The following is a 20,897-nucleotide window of genomic DNA, read 5'->3' on the forward strand; positions in this document are numbered from 1 at the left end:
ATTTGTAATGATTATAAATAAGAGCCTTGCGTTAAGGCACAGATTTTGATTATATTTATACGCTTAGATTTTAGATAAAATGAAAAAAAACTTTTTTTGCCTTTCAGTACTTTTACTTTTTCCAATAATTCTGCTTTCCCAAGTTGTTTCAGAACTTAATCCTCCTGATTTTATAAAAACAGTAACTTTTAAGAGCAATACCACACAAGGACAATTGCCTGTTTTAAAGCTCGGTGAATCTTTAATGCTAGAGTTTGATGCCTTAACGGGCGAGGAGGAGGACTTCTACTACGTTATTGAGCATTTTAATTTTGATTGGACGCCATCTAATTTAGTAAAATCAGAATACCTCAGTGGCTTGGATAATCAGCGCATTTTAGATTACGAAAATTCTTTTAATACGTATCAAATTTATTCTCATTATAATTTAGTCATTCCAAATACCCAAACCCGTGGTTTATTAAAAAGTGGAAACTACATGATCTCGATCTACGATGATTACGATGAACTGATGTTCAGCAGAAAATTTATGGTTTATGAGAGTTTAGCTAGTGTTGGGGTCAGCGTAAAGCGGTCGAGAGATGTAAAAGTTATTGCTGAAAAACAATCTGTAGATCTAGTTATAACAACTAATGGCATGAACCTGAATAATCCACTAGAAACCATTAAAACTGTTATTATTCAAAATAATAATCTTAATACCGCGATTTCTGATTTAAAACCACAATACACATTGGGTAACGAACTTATTTATCGTTACGATACTGAATCTGCATTTTGGGGAGGAAACGAGTATTTGTTTTTTGAAAACAAAGATGTGAGAGCTGCGAACGTGGGCGTTCAATTTATTGAGTTAAGAGATCTTTATCACAACTTCTTATACACTAACATTAATCGCAAAGACAGACCCTACACTTACAATCCGGATATTAATGGAAACTTTTTAGTTACAGTATTAGACAGAGACAATCCAGATATCGAAGCGGATTATGTTATGGTTCACTTCTCTTTATTGCAAGAAGAACTTAAATCTAAAGAGGTGTATGTCTATGGCAATTTTAATTATTTTATGCTTGAGCCATTAACCCAAATGGTTTTCAATTCGGAAAGCAAACATTACGAAACTACACTATTGCTAAAACAAGGGTTTTACAACTATAAATTTGTCACTGTCGATAAAAAGACTAGAGTCTTAGACGAAGGAGCTATCAGTGGTAATTTCTGGGAAACTGAAAACAATTACAAAGTTTTAGTTTACTACAAAGATCTTGGGGCACGTTACGATAGGCTTATTGGTTTTGGAGAAGCCACTTCTGTAAATATTACTAATTAAATTTTTTCTAGCTCTTCAATTATTAAAATAGAAAATAAAAGCAAAACTATTAACACATTCACAGCACCTACCTCATTTATAACCAATTTGTTAAAAATGACATCCTCTCATCCAATTTATAATGCTTCATTCAAAAATTATGCTATTTTAGCATAGAACAACATCATAATCATGGTACAACAAGTAACTAGCGGTATAAAAATCAGTGTAGAAACCAACTTTGAAGGTACATTTTATAAAAATTATAAAGTGCATTTTGCTTTCGGCTATAAGGTCACTATTGAAAACCAAAGTAAAGATTCTGTTCAGCTTAATTCTAGACATTGGAGAATACTAGACGCTTTAAATAACGAAGAGATTATTGAAGGAGAAGGGGTTATTGGCAAAAAGCCCGTATTAAAACCGGGAGAATCTCACACTTACAACTCTGGTTGTTTACTAACATCCCCTTTCGGTGCGATGAGTGGATATTACAACATGATTAACTTATCGAAAACCAATAAATTTAAAGTCTATATTCCTTCTTTTAAATTAAGCGCTCCTTTCGCCTTAAACTAAAGCTTTACAAATCTTAATTAGACCACTCTATTAATAGATTTTTATTTCACATTATAGACTCTAAAGCTGAACTATGTTTTGTTTTATCAATAAAATATTGAATAACAAATTATAAAAGCGCATTTTTAATCTTCACACAACTATAACGTTTCAATAAATTATTTTCCTATAAAAATTGTAACTTTACGCTTTCAAAATTTAAACTAAAAAATAAATATATTATGGGAAAAGGATTCTTTAATGTACCAGTCGCAGTTAACGAACCTGTTATGTCTTACGCCCCCGGTTCTGCTGAACGGAAAGCAGTTTTAGAGGCCTACAAATCAATGTTTAACTCCAAGGTTGAAGTTCCTTTATACATAAATGGAAAAGACGTAAAAACTGGAAATACCAGAACCATGTCTCCTCCTCACGATCACCAACACATCGTAGGTGACTATCATTTAGCAGAGAAAACACATGTTGAAGATGCTATTTCTACAGCATTAGAAGCACGTAAGTCTTGGTCACAAATGCCATGGGAACAGCGCGCAGGTATTTTCTTAAAAGCTGCAGAATTAATTGCGGGTCCTTACAGAGCAAAGATCAACGCTGCTACGATGATAGCGCAATCGAAGAATATATATCAAGCTGAAATTGATGCGGCTTGTGAACTTATAGATTTCTTACGCTTTAATGTTCAGTTTATGTCAGACATTTACATGGAACAACCAGAAAGCACAAGTGCGGCATGGAACCGAGTAGAATATAGACCTCTTGAAGGTTTTACGTACGCTATAACACCTTTTAACTTTACAGCAATAGCCGGTAACCTACCAGCATGTATGGCTTTAATGGGTAATGTTGTCGTTTGGAAACCAAGTGATAGCCAAATTTATTCTGCAAAAGTAATTATGGATATTTTTAAAGAAGCTGGTGTACCCGATGGTGTTATCAATGTGGTCTTCGGAGATCCTGTAATGATTACAAATACAGTATTAGCGAGTCCTGATTTTTCTGGTTTACACTTTACAGGGTCTACAAATGTATTTAAAGAATTATGGAAACAGATTGGAAACAACATTCATAACTATAAAACATATCCAAGAATTGTTGGCGAAACAGGTGGAAAAGATTTTATCGTCGCACATAAAACAGCAGATGCAAAACAAGTAGCAACAGCTATTGCACGTGGCGCTTTTGAATTCCAAGGTCAGAAATGTAGCGCAGCATCTAGAGCTTATGTTCCTAAAGGAATTTGGGCGGATGTAAAGAAGTTTTTAATTGAAGATATGGAATCTTTCAAAATGGGGTCGCCAGAAGATATGAGCAACTTTATTACTGCAGTGATCCATGAAGGTTCTTTTGATAAATTAGCTAAATATATTGATGCTGCTAAAGCAGATAGCGATGCAGAAATCATTGCTGGTGGTAACTACGATAAATCTAAGGGCTACTTCATTGAGCCTACAGTCATTGTAACTACAGACCCTAAATACACAACAATGTCTACAGAATTATTTGGCCCTGTAATTACAATATATGTGTATGAAGACGAAGCCTACTCTAAGACTTTAAAACTCGTAGATGAAACAAGCGAATACGCATTAACTGGTGCTATTATTTCTAGAGACAGATATGCTGTTGAAGAAGCTACAAAAGCGCTTCAGAATGCTGCGGGAAACTTCTACATAAATGACAAACCAACTGGTGCTGTTGTAGGTCAACAACCATTTGGTGGAGCTAGAGCTTCTGGAACAAATGACAAAGCCGGAAGTCCTCAAAATTTATTACGTTGGGTATCGCCAAGGTTAATCAAGGAAACGTTTGTAACTCCAACCGATTACAGATATCCTTTTTTGGGATAGAATTCATAACCGATTAAAATTTAAATCCTTAGAAGTTTTATGCTTTTAAGGATTTTTTTTGCTTTTAATAGAAATCCCATTTATAATCAACGATTTACAAATCAAAGTTTGTATCTTTTCAAGATAACAATTCAAATTCTGCACTTATGAAAAATCATTACTTTATTCTTTTATTATTGTTACCTTTTCTAAGTTTTGCTCAAACTTGGATAACTTCTGGCGTTACTCCAGATCTATCTGCTTATGGAGAAGCCACAAACTATCCTGGGGAAGGCGAATATCAAATATTTCTAAGTCCGGATGGTATTTTAGACAAACCTATAATTGTTGTGGACGGTTTTGATACCGGAGACTTAAGGGACATCAATGGGATTTATAGCCTTTTAGACTTTGTTAATAGTTCTGGAACTGAAAATTTAGCAGATCAATTACGAACGCAAGATTTTGATGTTATTATTCTTAATTTCCCTATTTATACACGTGCTGCAGATTCTGAAACTATAGATGGTGGCACTGATTTTATGGAACGCAACGCCATGCTTTTAGTAGAATTAATTACAATTATTAATGCAGATAAATCTTTAAATAGTCCGGATCAAAATGTCATTATTGGCCCAAGCATGGGAGGTTTAATTTCTCGTTATGCCCTGAATTACATGGAAGCCAACTCCATGGACGCGGACACAAGACTCTTTATTTCTTTCGACGCACCTCATCTTGGGGCTAATGTCCCTATAGGTCTACAACATCAATTAAATTACTTAGCTAATAATCCATTGAGCCCTGTAGCAGAACTACAACCATTTATTGAAAGTTTATTAAAATCGCCTGCCGGAAGACAATTGTTAATAGATCATTTTGAATCGCATTTAACAGGTGACGACCTATTTACTTTTGATGATAACCTCACGCTACCTGAACCTCATCCATTCAGAACAACGTTTAACACAAATATTAATAACTTAACAATTAGTGGTTTCCCTGAAAATGTTCGTAACGTCGCTATTGTAAATGGAAGTGGTACCGGAAGCTCATATTTTGCTGCAGATGGAGTTACACCTGTGACCAATGGATTTGCTATAGTAGACGCTATACTTCCTGTAGACTCACCACTTGGAACAATTGATGTTGAAATTGACATACATATGACACCAGCTGCTGGCACCCCACGCCAAGTTAGTCGATTTTTCGCACCACTTTTACCTCCATTTATACCCGATATAGAAAATACTGCTAGTGCTGGGACCGTAAACTTCGATGGTGTAGATTCGGCTCCAGGTGGATTATTTGACTTATCTGCTTTAACAGACTCTTTTGGAACAGGTGGTGGCATTGGTGACGCTTTTTTTGCTGCCTTACAAATTGACAAATTCAGTTATATACCCACAGTTAGTGCACTTGCTCTAGATATCACTGAACCTGATACAGGTAATGAGATTAATTGGCACTATAATGGTGATTTTTCAAGCGCATCGCCATTTGCAAACATCTATAGTCCTGATGCCAATGAACCTCACGTTCTTCTTACTGAAGCTAATGTCGCATTTGCTCTAGATGAAATATTAAATACGCCATTAAGCATTTCAGAAACTGAATTACAATCCGTAAAACTAGAAAAGAATCCTGTTAAAAATGAATTGATATTACGATCTGATCTAAATAGTAAAGCTACTATTTTAATCAGTGACTTAACAGGAAAAATCGTTCAACAATCATCTCAAAAATTAACAGGTAGAGATATTATCTCTATAGATTTAACCAATGGATTCTACATATTAAATATCATTAATGAAGTTAATACGTTTACAACCCGATTTATAGTTAGCAAATAAAGTTACTATTTCCACTAAAAAAAGACCGTTTAAACTTATTTAAACGGTCTTTTTTTCTCTAGAAACTATATTAGTATAATGATTCTGGGTGCAGGTAATCGATGTAGACATTTAATTTATCAATGTATTTCGTGCCGTAACCTTCTTCTACTTTTTCTTCAGCGTAAAAGAGCGTTTCTTCTTTTTCGCCTACTAAAGTTAATTGTACGATATCCTCTTTTCGTTTTAAGATGATATAGGCCACCCTATTATCATATAAACTATGAGCTGACAAATAAATGACACCCGATTCTAATTTATAGTTTTTTACGACACCACGATGTTGTTCCTTACCGTTTTTATCATAACGAATAACTTCGCCATCAATATAATTTTTATTTAAGGAATATTGTAATCGCTTATGATTAGAATCTATATGATATGCTATCGTTTCAACAAGCTCTCCATCTTTATAGGTTGACACATTTTTACCATGGAGATCATGAGAAATACGTGTCGTCATAAGACCATTTTTATAAATTTCTTGAGTCGACTTACTATTATAACCTACGGGTAGTATTTTAGCACCTTCAAAAGGCTTTCCGTCTTTATAAATAATGCTTGAGATCTCTTTTCCGTCCTCGCTATAATTAATAGATTTCCCATCTAAAATATCATTCTTATACGTGCTTGTTAATTGCAATAGACCAGATTGATTGTAACTATTAAAGGCCCCTTCTTTTTTATCATTCACATAATAGCCCTCTTCTAAAACAATCTCATGATTATAATTAAACTTCTTATAAACTCCGTTTCGTTTTCCTTCTTTTACAGTGTACATAACTCTTGAGACCATATCGTACATTTCACCATCCCAAGGTAATTTATTTTTAAAATTAACTTTAGCTAAAACCTCTCCATATTTATCAAAGAACGTAGCACAACAATTAACATCAATATCTTCTATTAATACGGGATCAATAACGCCGTAAGCTCTTCCCACACCATAATCAAACCGTTTGGACGCCACTAAATCACCATTTTTATCCTCTTTAATTAATCTTATTTCATCTGAGAGATTAAAAAACTCATATAATTTACCATGCTTTTTATCGTAATCGTAAGTGCCTATTAATTCGTTTTGGTCGTTGTAGAACTTCCCTATTGTTTTATCATAATCCGTGTATGTGATATCACTTTGTTTAGCCCCATTACTGTAATAGGTAACCTCTCTTGTTTTACTATACTGATCAGCATTATAATATTCGGTGACCTTAAAATCGACCAAATTATCTTTCCCCACTAATTTCGTTATAAATTTAGTCCGCTCAATAACGTTACCATCTTTGTAGGTTTCAATTTTAGAAATTTCAGAATCGTAGCCTATTTCATAACGTTTACCACTTAAAGGTTGCGCATATCTATTTTTGTACTCCACTTTTAAGATTCCCAATACATCACCATCTTTATTATAAAAGACCTCTTCTTCTTTATTCTTTTTACTAAAGAGAACATTAGCATCTGTATAATATTTTAGTTCCTCTATAAGTTCCCCTTCTTTGTAAGTTGATGTTTTGTTTCCTTTAATTTCTACACCAGTATATGGGTAATAGTTTTTATAAATCATTCTAGACAACTCATTACCTGCTTCATCATAACTAACTTGAAGCTCTTTAGTGTTGTTAGTATATGTTGTTAGAGATTTTATCTTACCGCCATCATAGTATAGCTCTTCTTTTTCAAGTAGACCGTTATTGTAGGTTCTAGAAGACAAAATATGCCCCATGACCTCTTCCTTATAACTGTACGAAAATACAATTTCGGTGCCTTCCATCGGTTTTAAATAGTCATTGTGAAGATTGTAAATAACACTTCCTATTTCGGTTCCATCCTCCGTAAAATATGTCTTTTTATATTCTGGTTCAGTTTGGAATTTTGTCCGAATCTGACCATTAGGATAATAATCCTCATGCCCCAACAACCTCTCAAACGGATAATAGTTAATTTGCTTCACTCGCATAGGGTCAAAATAATAGAACACTTCAACCCCTTTTCGATATCCATTTTTTAGAGTATTAATTTCACCAATGGTATCCCCTTTTTTATCGTAGTATTTCGTTCTAAAATGACCTTTTTTTAGAGTTCTGAAACTTTCGTAACGAATTCCGTTTATATCGTTTTCATACACCACTTCTTTTACCGTATCATTTTTAACCTCAGTATAAATACGATTAGTCAATTGAGTATTATTCTGAGCTCCAGATTTGATGAGACCATTTTTATAAATAGCCGTTAATTTCTTATCATTTAAAAACGTAATAAACTCTCCATCTAATCTATTTTTGGTGTAATTACCTTGTTGGTATAATTTACCGTCCTCCATAAACCAGCTCACTTTTCCTATCCAATAATCCTTGTCTTCATACTTGGACAATCCGCTCATTTGTTTTTGGCCAGAAATGTAATAATCTTCAATTCTATAAAAATCACCCTCTTTTTTAACTGGTGGCCTAAAAAAAGCAGCACTATCTTTTGTTGTGTGTTTCCAAGCCATGTTGTAATAAATGGTATCTTGTTGGGCGTCCAAATTTAAAGGCATAAAGAAAACGCTGACCATAAATAGAAGTACAGCAGTTTTAATAGAATTTGATAAAATCATTGTTGAATAAATATTAAAATGAGATAGATATAATTTAAAAGACACATCTATTTGAGTAACGCATTTCAGCGTCATAAATTTTTAACTTGTGAATTTCTCAATACTAAATATAGGTCAACAGACTATTTCTAAAAGTAGTATTTAGACAACTCCAAAGCTATCTGCTTATTAAGCTTTGAATTTTAATGGTAAATGAATTACTTTTTTAGTTTCAAAAAATGCTTCATCAAAATAATCAGAAAGTAAAAATGCTTTAACCGTTTTGTACTGCTTTAATTCCTCTGTTAAATCACCACCTTTTAGATAAAGGATACCATTTTTTAATTCATTTTTCTGAGTTCTTGCAACTTTTCCTTTTACCCATGTCGTAAATTCTGGCATCGTCGTTACAGCTCTACTTACAATAAAATCATAGGTTTCATCTATAGCTTCTACTCTACTGTGCGTTGTTTTGATATTGGTAAGTTCTAATGTTTCCGCAACGGCGTTAATTACTTTCAGCTTTTTATTGATGCTATCTACCAAATGAAATTGACATTCTGGAAACAAAATGGCCAATGGCACCCCCGGAAATCCTCCACCTGTACCCACGTCTAATATTGAAGAACCTGGTGCAAAACTGATTACTTTAGCAATACCTAAGGAATGTAAGACGTGTCTTAAATATAACTCATCAATATCTTTACGAGAAATCACGTTGATTTTACTGTTCCAATCTTTATATAAGGCTTCTAAAGCTTCAAATTGTTGAATTTGAGTTTCTGTTAAATCAGGAAAGTATTTTAGGATGAGTTTCATTTTTTAATTTTTTACAAAAATACTTATTTTTAATCTTCATAATTTAACGTTAATCGATAAAGCTTGCTTTTTATTTATTAACTATCTTTGCATTGTTATAATGATTTGCAATCCCTAACGTTATAATTAAAAAAACTAATTAAATGGCACAACAAACCGTCAAATTCTCTCGGACTGACTCTGCAAAGTTCTTTAGAACCCTTAACAAACGCGTTAATAGTTACTTTAAAGACAATAACATAAAAAAGACAGGAAACTGGAAGCTGTACATAAAAGCTATAATAATGTTTTCATTATTACTTGGGCCATTAGTGGTATTGTTAACGGTTGACAATATTCCTACATGGGTTCAAATTATATCCATGATGACTATTGGTGTAGGTATGGCAGGTGTAGGTATGAATGTTATGCATGATGCGAACCATGGTTCCTTTTCGAGTAAAGAATGGGTAAACAAACTTATGGGAAGCAGTATCCACATCTTAGCTGGTAACGATTACAATTGGAAAGTACAACACAATGTTTTACACCACACGTATACAAACATTCAAGGCCATGATGAAGACATTGATGCAGGACGAATCATACGTTTTTCTAAACATGCAAAATGGCTAAAGATTCATAAGTACCAAAAATACTATGCTTTCTTACTATATGGTCTATTAACCGTAAACTGGGCAATCACAACGGACTTTAAACAAACGTATCAATATCTTAAAAGGAAATTGTCTTATGGCGAATTTCCTAATCCTGCTACACAATGGACCAAGTTAATTATTGGTAAGATATTATACTATTCTATTTGGGTTGTTTTGCCTCTAGTTCTAGGTTATACGTGGTGGCAAGTTTTAATTGGGTTTTTAATTATGCACTATACCGCTGGTATGATTCTGAGCGTTGTGTTTCAATTAGCGCACGTTATGCCAAATACAGAAATGCCTTTACCAGATGAAGATGGAAATATGAAAAATACTTGGGCAATTCACCAATTGTTTACCACGTCTAACTTTTCACCTAAAAGTTGGATTGTTGAATTTTATACAGGTGGTTTAAATAGACAAGTTGAACACCATTTATTTTCAAATATTAGTCATGTTCATTATAAAAATATTGCCAAAATAGTAAGAGAAACGGCTCACGAGTTTAGTTTACCCTATAATGAATACAATTCCATATGGAAAGCTATTTCCGAGCATTATCTACAATTAAAAGAATTAGGTAGAAAGCCAAGTTTGGCATAATACAATTTCCAGTTTAAAAACAACCAACTACTATGAATCAACTATCGGATAGAATTAATAATCTAGCCACCTCAGCAACGCTTGCAATGGCAGCAAAGGCTAGAGAACTTAGAGCAGAAGGAAAAGACATTATTGGATTAAGTTTGGGAGAACCAGACTTTAATACACCTGATTTTATTAAAGACGCTGCAATTGAAGCCATAAATCAAAACTATAATAGCTACACTCCTGTAGATGGTTATGTAGAATTGAAAGAAGCTATTATAACAAAATTTAAACGTGATAATAACCTTAACTACACCTTGCCACAAGTTGTAGTTTCTACTGGTGCAAAACAGTCATTAGCTAATATTGCTGCTGTAATGCTTAATCCTGGTGATGAAGTTATTTTACCTTGTCCGTATTGGGTAAGTTATAGTGATATTGTAAAGTTAAGCGATGGAGTGCCTGTAGAAGTTCAAACGTCTATAGACACAGATTTTAAAATGACAGCCGAACAATTAGAAGCGGCCATTACTCCAAAAACGAAAATGATTTGGTACAGTTCACCTTGTAACCCAAGTGGTTCTGTGTATAGTAAAGCAGAATTAAGAGCTTTAGCAGATGTGCTTAAAAAGCATCCAAATATTTATATTGTTTCAGACGAAATATATGAACATATTAATTTTAAAGGAGGTCATTTTAGTATGGCTGAATTTGAAGACATGTTTGATAGAACAATAACCGTAAACGGTGTATCTAAAGCCTTTGCTATGACTGGTTGGAGAATTGGCTACATCGGAGCACCAGATTGGATTGCTAGAGCTTGTAATAAAATGCAAGGTCAAATTACTAGTGGAGCCAATTGTATTGCGCAACGTGCAGTAATTACAGCTTTAGAAGCAGATCCATCAAGCATTAAATATATGGTTGATGAGTTTAAAGAAAGACGTAAGCTTATCTTAAATTTGTTAAGTGAAATCGAAGGTTTTAAGACCAATGAGCCTGAAGGAGCATTTTATGTCTTCCCTAATATCTCTTCATACTTTGGAAAGACAATTAAAGGAAAAACGATAAACAACGCCTCTGACTTTTCTCTATTCTTACTTGAAGAAGCTTTAGTTGCTACAGTTACAGGGGAAGCTTTTGGAAATAAGGATTGTATCCGAATTTCTTATGCAGCCTCACAAAAAGAGATCATAGAAGCTATTAAACGTATTAAGACAGCTTTAAGCTAATTTAAAATCGTTATATTTTTACGAAAAAGTTGTAACACTAATTGTTGCAACTTTTTTTTATGAAAAATTTTCACTTCAAAAATCACATGGATTACTCATATAAATTTAAAAAAGCTTAGACACAAGCCGCAAGTGTAATAGCAAATGCAGATACTTTCAATACCATAGACGTTGTATGGGTTGTATTACACATTTTTGGTGATTTAGCGCGTTGCTTAATCCCGAATAAGGACTTCCGACATGCTTTTTTAAAATTGTCTTTTACAGTGCGTTTATACCTTGAATTCAACAATCCTCTAGTTGTAAAATGCGAGCGCCTATTCCGTACTGTTTTAGCTTCTATATTTTTTGTTATTCTTGATTTCATATATAAAATTATTTTAGTAATGAAATTATAGTTAACGTTGAAAATACAAATTATTTTATCAAATAATCAAAATAATGGAATAAAAATAGGATTCCCACCACAAATTTCACGAAATATTACGAATACTAATTATTATATAAAATCCGTTAAACTTAAGAGATTTGCCTCTCATTATTAGTTAAAATCTAGCTTAATAATTCTATGATACCATCCATAGAATATACTAAGACGCAATAAAAAACAAGTAATAAAACAAAAGTAACTACGATTACTTTTAGCATCCTCACTTTTCGCTCTTCTCGTAATCTTCTCCCTATTTCCTTTAACTGCTTCGTAGTCGCTTTTGGTAAATAATATTCCGTTTTACGACCTGAATTATAACCACCAAGCACAGTCTTAAACCTATCGCGTTGTGGAAGTTGATTGCGATTATAATTAATGACATTCATTGAGTTAGAAGGCATAATTCTTTAGGTTTTAAATTCAAAACTGAGATATAAAGACTCACATCAATATATAGTATAATATGTGATATAGGTTGTAAAGGACACGAAACTGTGTCAGTTAAATGGACCAGTGTATACGATTAAAACAAAGCGATAAGCGTGATGGCAAACACAGATAGTTTTAAGATAACAGCTGTATGATTTACCGTATTGAATTGACTAGACTTTGAACGCTGTCTAATTCCGAATACAGATTTTGAAGCTAAGATTCTAAAGTTCTGTTTCACTATGGATTTGTAATTTGAATTTAATATTCCTTCAGTTGTAAAATGAGATACCTCAATGGGTTCTGGTGCAAATTCTAATGGGGTGTTTAATGCTAATTCCATGATTGATAATTTAATTGGTTATACAAATAAGACGTACAATCCATATAAATGTTACAGCTTGTGTTTCCACTATAGCGGGAATTTAAGCTTTAAAAAATCGAAAAGTATTAGTGAAAATATAGGCTAGCTATGTTTTGAAAAAATCTTAAAAAAGTTAAAAATTTATCTATTCCTCCAGAAAAAAGGTGTCAATAATATCAGAACGGTAAACAATTCCAATCGTCCAATAAGCATTAAAAAAGAAGCCCACCATTTACCTAAAGGTGGTAATGCGGCATAATTATTTACAGGTCCAAAATCACCTAAGGCAGGTCCGACGTTTCCTAAACTAGATGCTGACAATCCGATTGCAGACGCAAAATCCATATTAAACATAGAAAATACCAAAGCACCTACAATAAATGATAGCATATAGAGTATAAAGAACCCTAAGACATTAAATACAATATCTTTAGATACTGATTTGCCATTATAGCGCACAGGAATAATAGCATTAGGATGTAAAGCACGTTTGAATTCTAAAAAACTATTTTTAATTAAAATTAATTGACGCATTACTTTGACACCCCCAGAAGTACTGCCGGCAGAACCACCTAAAAACATCATCCCAAAAAAGAAAACGGTTAAGAAAGGAGTCCACATGGTATAATCTGCACTTATAAAACCAGTTGTAGTAATTACAGACAATACCTGAAACAAGGCATGTCTAAGGGCGCTTTCGGCTTCGCCTAAAACCATAGGATGCATAATGGTAGACTGAGATACATCAGCTTTAAAATAGATCAAAACGGCCGCAACTAGTGTAAAAATGATGATAAACTTAAAGTAGAGCTTAAACTCTTCATCTTTTAAAATTTTGGAAACTTTTCCCTTAAACAAATAATAACTAAGCACAAAATTAGTACCAGCCAAAAACATAAAGAATATAATAATATATTGTATTAATGGATTATCATTCCAATAAGCAACACTGGCATTTTTAGTAGAAAAACCACCCGTAGACAAGGTACTTAATGCATGGTTAATTGCATCGAAGAAAGACATTCCCGCCAACTGTAATAGTAAGGTTTCAACGACTGTATAACCCACATAAATAAGCCATAATCGCTTTGCGGTATCTGTTATTCTTGGGTGTAACTTATCTGCACTCGGCCCAGGTGCTTCTGCAGTAAACAATTGCATACCACCCACCCCTAATAATGGTAGTATTGCTATCGCTAATACGATAATACCCATACCACCAATCCAATGTGTCATACTTCTCCAAAACAACACACCTTCAGGAATAACTTCAATATCATTTAAAATACTCGCACCTGTTGTGGTATAACCAGACATGGTTTCAAAAAAAGCATCCGTAAAAGAAGGAATAGCGCCGGTAGCTACATAAGGTAATGTCCCTGTCAGCGACATTACAATCCAGCCAAAAGCCACAATAATATAACCTTCGCGTTTATTCATCTCCTTGCGATGGCCTTTTGTTCTATACATGGCCAAAACCCCTATTAAAAGGGTTGCGATACCCGCTAAAAATAATTCTAAAGTTACTCCGTCTTCGTAGATAAGGCTTATTAAAGTTGCTGTAAGCATAAAGCCACCATTAAACAACAAAAGCAGTCCAAAGAAGTGAAAAATAATTTTATAATTGAGTTTTATACGAGACATATAGTTATTAAGAGAAAAAGCGTTCTACTTCAGAAATAGACCGAGGCAAACAACAAACCACAACACGATCCTTAGGTTGAATTTTGAAACTTCCCAATGGAATTGAGCCTTTCCCATCTCTAATCACCCCACCAATAATAGCAGATTTTGGGAATTTCAAATCTTTAATAACCTTATTTGTTATTTTAGATTTTGGTTTCACGACAAACTCTAAAAGTTCAGCATTCATGTTGGTTAATTTAGTCATGGCAACCACTTCTCCCTTTCTTATATACCTAAAGATATTATTTGCTGCTAATAATTTTTTATTGATTAAGGTATCAATTCCAATAGATTGTGATAATTGATAATAATCCATGTTTTCAACCAAAGCAATGGTTTTCTTTACGCCTTTTGATTTCGCTAATAAACAAGACATAATATTGGTTTCTGAATTACCCGTTACAGCAATAAAGGCATCCATATCCGATATATTTTCTTCATCCAAAATATCTACATTTCTACCATCACCACAAATAACTAATGCATTAGGAATGTCTTCAGCTAATTCTTCAGCCTTCCCTCTCCTACTCTCTACCAACTTAACATTAAACTTGCTAGAACACAGGTCTTTAGCCGTTTGAAAACCAATTTGACTTCCGCCCAAAACCATAACATTCTTAATCGCAACTTTAACTTTTCCAGATAATTTAAATAACTCATCATCACCACCCTTAGACGTCACAAAAACAACTTTATCGCCTTCCTTAAATATGGTATCCCCTCGTGGAATGATAGTATACTGTGTCCCTAGACGCTGAATTGCTATTGGAATAAAATTTAATTCTGGATATATCTCCGCAGCCTCTTTTACCGTTTTATCAACAAAGGTTGCTGTTCTAGACAAACGCAAACCTAACATGGTTAATGCTCCGTCTTCAAACTCGTACGTATCATTAAAACCGTACTGATTTAGAAGCAATCCTATTTCAGAAGCGGCCAACGATTCTGGCGAAATTAATTCATCGATTCCAAATTTCGAAAATCCAACTGTTTCTTTATTTTCAATAAATTCAGTATTAGAAATACGAGCTATAGTACGTTTTGCTCCTAGCTGTTTCGCCAATACACATGCGGTGATATTTGTAGTTTCTGAAGAGGTTACAGCAATAAATAAAGCGGCTGTATCGATACGCGCATCTTTTAAAATTGAAATAGACGTAGCATCTCCCTTAATAGTTCTGATATCCAAATGTTCAGCAGCATATCCTAAACTATCTTTTTTTGTGTCAATTAAAGTAATTTCTTGAGATTCGTAGGATAAAAGCTTGGCTAAATGAAATCCTACTTCACCTGCACCAGCGATAATAATTTTCATTGTATTTCTTTGAAATAAGCGTACAAATATACTTATAAGTTACAAGTTATAAAGTTCCTATGGTATTTAAAGTTAAATACACCTACAAAACCTATAAGCTCATAGCTTCTAATAATATATTAGTGACCGGAATATAGTACTCTTTCTTAAATCATTACGAAATGGCAAATTTTTATTTTAACTTTAAATACTTCCCTCTTTAAGTACTTATAACTTATCCATATATTTGCTAAAAATTTTTATGGCTGAAAAAGTAAACCCATATAAGGACAGCGACCAATCTAAGAAAGATCAGGTTACTAAAATGTTCGATACTATTTCTAACGAATATGATGGCTTAAACCGTGTAATTTCTTTTGGAATAGATGTAAAATGGCGAAATAAGGTTGTAGAAATGGTGGCCAAGGCCAAACCTAAAAACATCTTAGACATTGCCACAGGGACAGGAGATTTAGCAATTAACTTAACATCTACAAACGCTAAAGAAATTATTGGTTTAGATATCAGCGATGGTATGTTAGAAGTTGGTCGTAAAAAAATTAGCTCTAAAAACTTAGATGGTATTATTTCTATGGTTATTGGAGACTCTGAAGATTTACCTTTTGAAGACAATACCTTCGATGCCATAACTGTAGCCTTTGGAGTGCGTAATTTTGAACACTTAGAAAAAGGACTTGCCGAGATTTTAAGAGTATTAAAACCAAATGGTATTTTTGTTATTCTTGAAACTTCAGTGCCCACAAACCCTATTTATAAAGCAGGCTATAACGTACATTGTAAATTAATTATGCCGACCATAGGGAAATTATTTTCAAAGGATAAAGTTGCCTATAATTATTTAAGCGAATCAGCTTCGGTTTTTCCTTATGGAGAGGCCTTAAACAATATTTTAAGAAAAATTGGGTTTATTAATGTGGAACACAAACCACAAACGATGGGAGTGGCAACTATTTATTCAGCATCTAAAGTACAATAATGAAGCGTTTCTTTTTCCTTTTAGTATCTATACTAGCATTTCAAAGCATATCCGCTCAACTTTTCACAAAAGAAAAAGTAGCAAATGCTGTTGATAATATTGACCAAAAGTTTTTGACTTGGGGTTACTTTTTAGGTTTCAATCAGTACGACTTCAATTTCGACTATAATGAAAATTTAGAAGATGTTTTAGTGGATGAAACGTTTGGGTTTCATTTAGGCCTTATTGGAGATATGCGTATTAATGATTACATGAATTTAAGACTTGAACCTGGTGTCTTTTTTACTACAAGAAATCTAAATTACAGCGAAAGCTATTTTCAGGGCACTGAATTTAATGACTCTGATTTATTAAGAGAAGTAAAATCTACATATGTGCACATCCCGTTATTACTAAAAATATCCACAAAGCGTATAAACAATTTTAAACCCTTTATTGTGGGAGGCTTTTCAACAGCTTTAAACTTATCTAGCAATGAAGATAACCCAAATGATAATAGTTCTGGTGAATTTAGGATGACCAAAAACACCTATTTCTATGAATTGGGTTTTGGTATTGATTTCTATCTACAATATTTTAAATTTACACCGTCTATACGTGGTATATTTTCTTTGAATGACGAAATAATTCAAGATGTTGATCCTAATAGCCCGTGGACAAGCAATATTTCACAAATGCAAACTAGAGGTGTTTTTATCAATTTTACGTTTCAATAGTCCGACGCCTAAACTCACTTAACAATATTGCTGTAGCATTGGCAACATTTAAGCTTTCCGTTTCCTTAATTGTACCAAACTGAGGAATAGTAACTTTTCTATCCACTCTACTTTTAATGGCTTCTGAAATCCCATTAGCTTCATTTCCTAGAATTATAATACCTTCATTTGGTAACGTTGCAGTGTAGATGTTTTCACCCGCCAAAAGCGTACCAAATACTTCTGCCTTACTAGATTCTAAATAGTCTTTCAATTCTAAATATTGCACATTTACACGCGTTAAAGACCCCATTGTTGCTTGCACTACTTTAGAATTGTAACAATCTACAGTATTTAGACTGCATACTAAATTCTTAATACCGTACCAATCGCAAAGTCTAATTATAGTTCCTAAATTCCCAGGGTCTCTTACGTCATCTAAAGCTACAATCAAACCATTTCTTTGAAATGGAATTTCATCAGGAATTTCAAAAATGGCTAAAGCAGTATTAGGGTTTTTGAGTGTTGAAATTTTTCTTAACTCAACTTCTGAGATTTCTGAGGTCAAATCCGCTGAAGCATCAAAAACAGATTCTGTAGTATAAAGGTGCCTCAGGATATAGTCTGACTTTAGAAATTCTGAAATTCCTTTAATCCCTTCAACACTAAACAAACCATTTTGTTGTCTACTCTTTTTTTGACTTAAACTTTTAATTAATTTTATTTGATTCTTTGATAACATTAAAATGTCTTTACATTTGTTAGACGAAACACTTAAAACACAAAGTAAACCTTTTTTGATTTAAAATCGTTTCGAAATTAAAGTGACTATACTATTTCTAAAGAAGAAATGGTATTATTTTTGTTTCATAAACAAATCAATTAAATAAGACACCTCTTTTAAGTTTGCAAAAGTTCACTTTAATATCAGTTACAACCACCGCATCTTTGTATCGCTATGTGTTTGGCTTGCTATGTGTACTAATTATGAGTTCTTGTAATGTTGTAAAACGTGTTAAAGCTGGAGATCATCTAATTACGAGTAACACAATTTTAGAGGATAGTGTTCGCGTATCTAACGAACGCATTAACAATATAATCGCTCAAAAAGTAAACTCTGGTATGCGAAAGTTTTTAGGCTTTCCATTAAAACTTCACGTTTATAATTTGGCTAGACCAAACATCGATTCTATTTTAAATGCTAACGTTCTAAGTGATTCTACTAAGGTTAAGCGAAGAATAGCGCTACTTTCAAAAAAGCAATTTGATAAGCAAATAGAATCGCGACGCGATTTTAATGCTTGGCTAAAGCGAACTGGTGAAGCCCCTGTTCTTTACAATGAAGACCTAACTATCAAAACAGCTAAAAACTTAAGAAAATACTATTATAGCAAGGGTTGGTTTAACAACGAGGTTACTTACGATGTAGAAAAAGACAGTACTAAGTTGGCAAAAGTTACTTATAATGTCGCCAAGAAGAAACCTTATATTTTAGACTCACTAAAGCCCTCAATAAGTAGCCCTGCCATAGACTCCATTTATAAAAAACTAATTAAAGCTACCTTATTAAAAAAAGGAGAGCAATATGATGAACAGAACTACGAAAACGAACGAGAGCGCATCAACACGTACTTAAGAAATACTGGTTTTTACTATTTTGGGCAAGATTATGTTCGTTTTGAAATGGATACCATTGACACCAATCATAAAATAAACACTGATTTAATAATAGCGAATCGAACTATTAGAGGTGACGATTCTACAACAACGACACCTTTTAAAATATATAAAATTAAAGAAGTCAACATTTTTACAGATGACAATTTTGAAAATCGCTTTAGAGGGGTAACAGACACTACAGTTTACAAAGGTTTTACCCTTTACAGTAAAGACAAATTAAAATTTAGACCTAAGGCATTAACTGATGCTGTTTTTATAAATGCAGGTGACAATTATAGCGATTTAGCAAGAAGTAGAACATCGCGTTATCTCAACGATTTACAAATGTTTAGATACCCAAATATTGACTTTATTGAAAACGAAAATGATACGACACTTACGGCTAATATATTTTTAGAACCAAAAAAGAAATATGCCTTAAGTTTTGACCCTGAAATCAATACGAGCAACATTCAAACAATCGGATTTTCATTTAGTACAGGTTTAAAAATAAGGAATATTTTTAGAGGAGCAGAATCCTTAGAAATATCCGGTATCGCCGCCATCGGCGCATCCAAAACAAGAAATGTCTTAGATGATTCTTTCTTTGACATTAATGAGTTTGGGGGAAACATCCGTTTAACGATTCCGAGATTATTTAGCCCATTTAATACGGATAAAATCATTCCTAAATACATGTCTCCAAGCACTACAATAAATTTGTCTGCAACGAGCCAACAAAACATTGGGTTAGACAAACAAGCGCTTTCTGGTGTATTTAGCTATAATTGGTTCCCCTCTAGCACTGTGACTAATTCAATAGACTTATTTAATATTAATTTTGTAAAAAACTTAAATACAAGCAACTATTTTGGTGTTTATACCAATTCTTTTTCGAGCCTAAATTCCATTGCCCGAGACATAGGCTATATTGATAGTAATGCTAGCCTTTTTGATAGCAGTTTAGCAAATCAATACTCACCTGCTGATGTGTTCATCAATAATGTTTTAACGGGCAATACCAGTTTACTTCCTAATGATGATGATTATGCGTCTGTAAATAATATCGAAGAACGAAAAGAGCGTCTTACAGAAAATAACCTTATCATCTCTACAAGTTTTGACTATAAAAAAGATAAAAGAAAAAATATTTTTGATAATGATTTCTCCGTTATCAAATGGAGAGTTGAATTGGCGGGAAATATGCTTTCTAGTATTTCAAATATCTCTGGTCATACTAAAAACGACGCCGGTAATTACGAAGTATTTGGAGTCGCCTTCTCTCAATACATTAAAACCGAATTAGATTATGTAAAGTATGTAGATTTGGGTGACAAAAATGTTTTAGCGTTTCGCAGCTATGCTGGTATTGCTATTCCATATGGAAACTCTAACAGTATTCCTTTTGCTGAAAGTTTTTTCGCAGGAGGCCCAAATGACAATAGAGCTTGGACCGCCTATAACTTAGGACCAGGAAGCTCCCAAACCACTAATGAATTTAATGAAGCTAACTTTAAAATTCACTTAAGTGCAGAACAACGCTTTAGTTTACTTGGATCTTTTCAAGGAGCTGTTTTTGTAGATGCTGGTAACATTTGGAATGTCTTAGATAATGTCACAGAAGATGCTGCTATGTTCACTGATTTCAATTCTCTAAAAGATATTGCTATAGGCTCTGGTTTTGGAATCCGTTATGATTTTGATTTTTTTGTATTACGCTTTGATATTGGTTTTAAAACTTATGACCCTTCTCTAGATGAGAATAATAGATGGTTTAGAGATTACAACTTTAGAAATGCCGTCTATAACATTGGTATCAATTATCCGTTTTAAGCTATCCGTTTATAAGTGTTACGGAATAAAACATTAGGTATATTAT

General features: G+C 33.3%; 17 protein-coding genes. 9 read left to right on the forward strand and 8 right to left on the reverse strand.

The annotated features are described in order from the left end of the window. The first annotated feature begins 79 nt into the window (after window positions 1-79). The 4 genes from HM986_RS01945 to HM986_RS01960 all read left to right on the forward strand — a co-directional run bounded on the left by HM986_RS01945 (window position 80) and on the right by HM986_RS01960 (window position 5,570). A complete protein-coding gene (locus HM986_RS01945) occupies window positions 80-1,333 on the forward strand; it encodes a type IX secretion system plug protein (RefSeq protein ID WP_179333399.1) in 1,254 nt (417 codons plus the stop codon). Between the two features lie 171 nt (window positions 1,334-1,504). Next, window positions 1,505-1,891 carry a Co2+/Mg2+ efflux protein ApaG gene (gene apaG, locus HM986_RS01950; protein WP_179333400.1) on the forward strand — a complete coding sequence of 129 codons (387 nt, stop codon included), beginning with the start codon at window positions 1,505-1,507 and terminating at the stop codon, window positions 1,889-1,891. A 221-nt stretch (window positions 1,892-2,112) separates the two neighbouring features. Then, the gene (pruA, locus tag HM986_RS01955) at window positions 2,113-3,738 is read left to right on the forward strand and encodes an L-glutamate gamma-semialdehyde dehydrogenase (RefSeq protein ID WP_179333401.1); all 1,626 of its coding nucleotides are present in this window, start codon (window positions 2,113-2,115) and stop codon (window positions 3,736-3,738) included. 146 nt (window positions 3,739-3,884) lie between these two features. Next, the gene (locus HM986_RS01960; RefSeq protein ID WP_179333402.1) at window positions 3,885-5,570 is read left to right on the forward strand and encodes a T9SS type A sorting domain-containing protein; all 1,686 of its coding nucleotides are present in this window, start codon (window positions 3,885-3,887) and stop codon (window positions 5,568-5,570) included. A 70-nt stretch (window positions 5,571-5,640) separates the two neighbouring features. Here the strand turns inward: HM986_RS01960 and HM986_RS01965 are convergent, their stop codons facing one another. Together HM986_RS01965 and rsmG are read right to left on the reverse strand one after the other, a co-directional pair. After that, window positions 5,641-8,208, reverse strand: a complete 2,568-nt coding sequence (locus HM986_RS01965; protein WP_179333403.1) for a toxin-antitoxin system YwqK family antitoxin — start codon at window positions 8,206-8,208, stop codon at window positions 5,641-5,643. Between the two features lie 168 nt (window positions 8,209-8,376). Continuing rightward, entirely contained in the window at window positions 8,377-9,006 is a 630-nt protein-coding gene (gene rsmG, locus HM986_RS01970) for a 16S rRNA (guanine(527)-N(7))-methyltransferase RsmG (RefSeq protein WP_179333404.1), read from the reverse strand. A 143-nt stretch (window positions 9,007-9,149) separates the two neighbouring features. Between rsmG and HM986_RS01975 the strand changes: the two genes are divergently transcribed. Then, window positions 9,150-10,247, forward strand: a complete 1,098-nt coding sequence (locus HM986_RS01975) for a fatty acid desaturase family protein (RefSeq protein ID WP_179333405.1) — start codon at window positions 9,150-9,152, stop codon at window positions 10,245-10,247. A gap of 32 nt (window positions 10,248-10,279) precedes the next feature. Beyond that, window positions 10,280-11,464, forward strand: a complete 1,185-nt coding sequence (locus HM986_RS01980; protein ID WP_179333406.1) for a pyridoxal phosphate-dependent aminotransferase — start codon at window positions 10,280-10,282, stop codon at window positions 11,462-11,464. Window positions 11,465-11,579: 115 nt separating this feature from the next. Here HM986_RS01980 and HM986_RS01985 read toward each other — a convergent pair whose 3' ends face one another. The 5 genes from HM986_RS01985 to trkA all read right to left on the reverse strand — a co-directional run bounded on the left by HM986_RS01985 (window position 11,580) and on the right by trkA (window position 15,688). Next, window positions 11,580-11,831, reverse strand: coding sequence for a hypothetical protein (locus tag HM986_RS01985; RefSeq protein ID WP_179333407.1), 252 nt, complete (start codon window positions 11,829-11,831; stop codon window positions 11,580-11,582). A 185-nt stretch (window positions 11,832-12,016) separates the two neighbouring features. Then, window positions 12,017-12,295, reverse strand: a complete 279-nt coding sequence (locus HM986_RS01990) for a hypothetical protein (protein WP_179333408.1) — start codon at window positions 12,293-12,295, stop codon at window positions 12,017-12,019. Between the two features lie 122 nt (window positions 12,296-12,417). After that, window positions 12,418-12,666 (reverse strand): hypothetical protein, encoded by a 249-nt coding sequence (locus HM986_RS01995; protein ID WP_179333409.1) that lies wholly within the window; start codon window positions 12,664-12,666, stop codon window positions 12,418-12,420. Between the two features lie 162 nt (window positions 12,667-12,828). Then, entirely contained in the window at window positions 12,829-14,331 is a 1,503-nt protein-coding gene (locus tag HM986_RS02000) for a TrkH family potassium uptake protein (RefSeq protein ID WP_179333410.1), read from the reverse strand. A gap of 7 nt (window positions 14,332-14,338) precedes the next feature. Beyond that, entirely contained in the window at window positions 14,339-15,688 is a 1,350-nt protein-coding gene (gene trkA / locus HM986_RS02005; protein ID WP_179333411.1) for a Trk system potassium transporter TrkA, read from the reverse strand. A gap of 241 nt (window positions 15,689-15,929) precedes the next feature. Here trkA and ubiE point away from each other — a divergent pair, with 241 nt between their 5' ends. Both ubiE and porT read left to right on the forward strand, forming a co-directional pair. Then, complete coding sequence (gene ubiE / locus HM986_RS02010; protein WP_179333412.1) at window positions 15,930-16,664, forward strand: bifunctional demethylmenaquinone methyltransferase/2-methoxy-6-polyprenyl-1,4-benzoquinol methylase UbiE; 735 nt, start codon at window positions 15,930-15,932, stop codon at window positions 16,662-16,664. Next, the gene (gene porT / locus HM986_RS02015) at window positions 16,664-17,380 is read left to right on the forward strand and encodes a type IX secretion/gliding motility protein PorT/SprT (protein WP_179333413.1); all 717 of its coding nucleotides are present in this window, start codon (window positions 16,664-16,666) and stop codon (window positions 17,378-17,380) included. The genes ubiE and porT overlap by 1 nt, the downstream gene beginning before the upstream one ends. Here porT and HM986_RS02020 read toward each other — a convergent pair. Next, the gene (locus HM986_RS02020; protein WP_179333414.1) at window positions 17,367-18,101 is read right to left on the reverse strand and encodes a TrmH family RNA methyltransferase; all 735 of its coding nucleotides are present in this window, start codon (window positions 18,099-18,101) and stop codon (window positions 17,367-17,369) included. The two genes, porT and HM986_RS02020, sit on opposite strands and share 14 nt — an antisense overlap. Window positions 18,102-18,319: 218 nt before the next feature. Between HM986_RS02020 and tamL the strand changes: the two genes are divergently transcribed. After that, window positions 18,320-20,851 carry a translocation and assembly module lipoprotein TamL gene (tamL, locus tag HM986_RS02025; RefSeq protein ID WP_449441497.1) on the forward strand — a complete coding sequence of 844 codons (2,532 nt, stop codon included), beginning with the start codon at window positions 18,320-18,322 and terminating at the stop codon, window positions 20,849-20,851. Window positions 20,852-20,897: the final 46 nt, after the last annotated feature.

It is taken from the genome of Winogradskyella costae (assembly GCF_013403865.1).
Classification (GTDB): Bacteria; Bacteroidota; Bacteroidia; order Flavobacteriales; family Flavobacteriaceae; genus Winogradskyella; species Winogradskyella costae.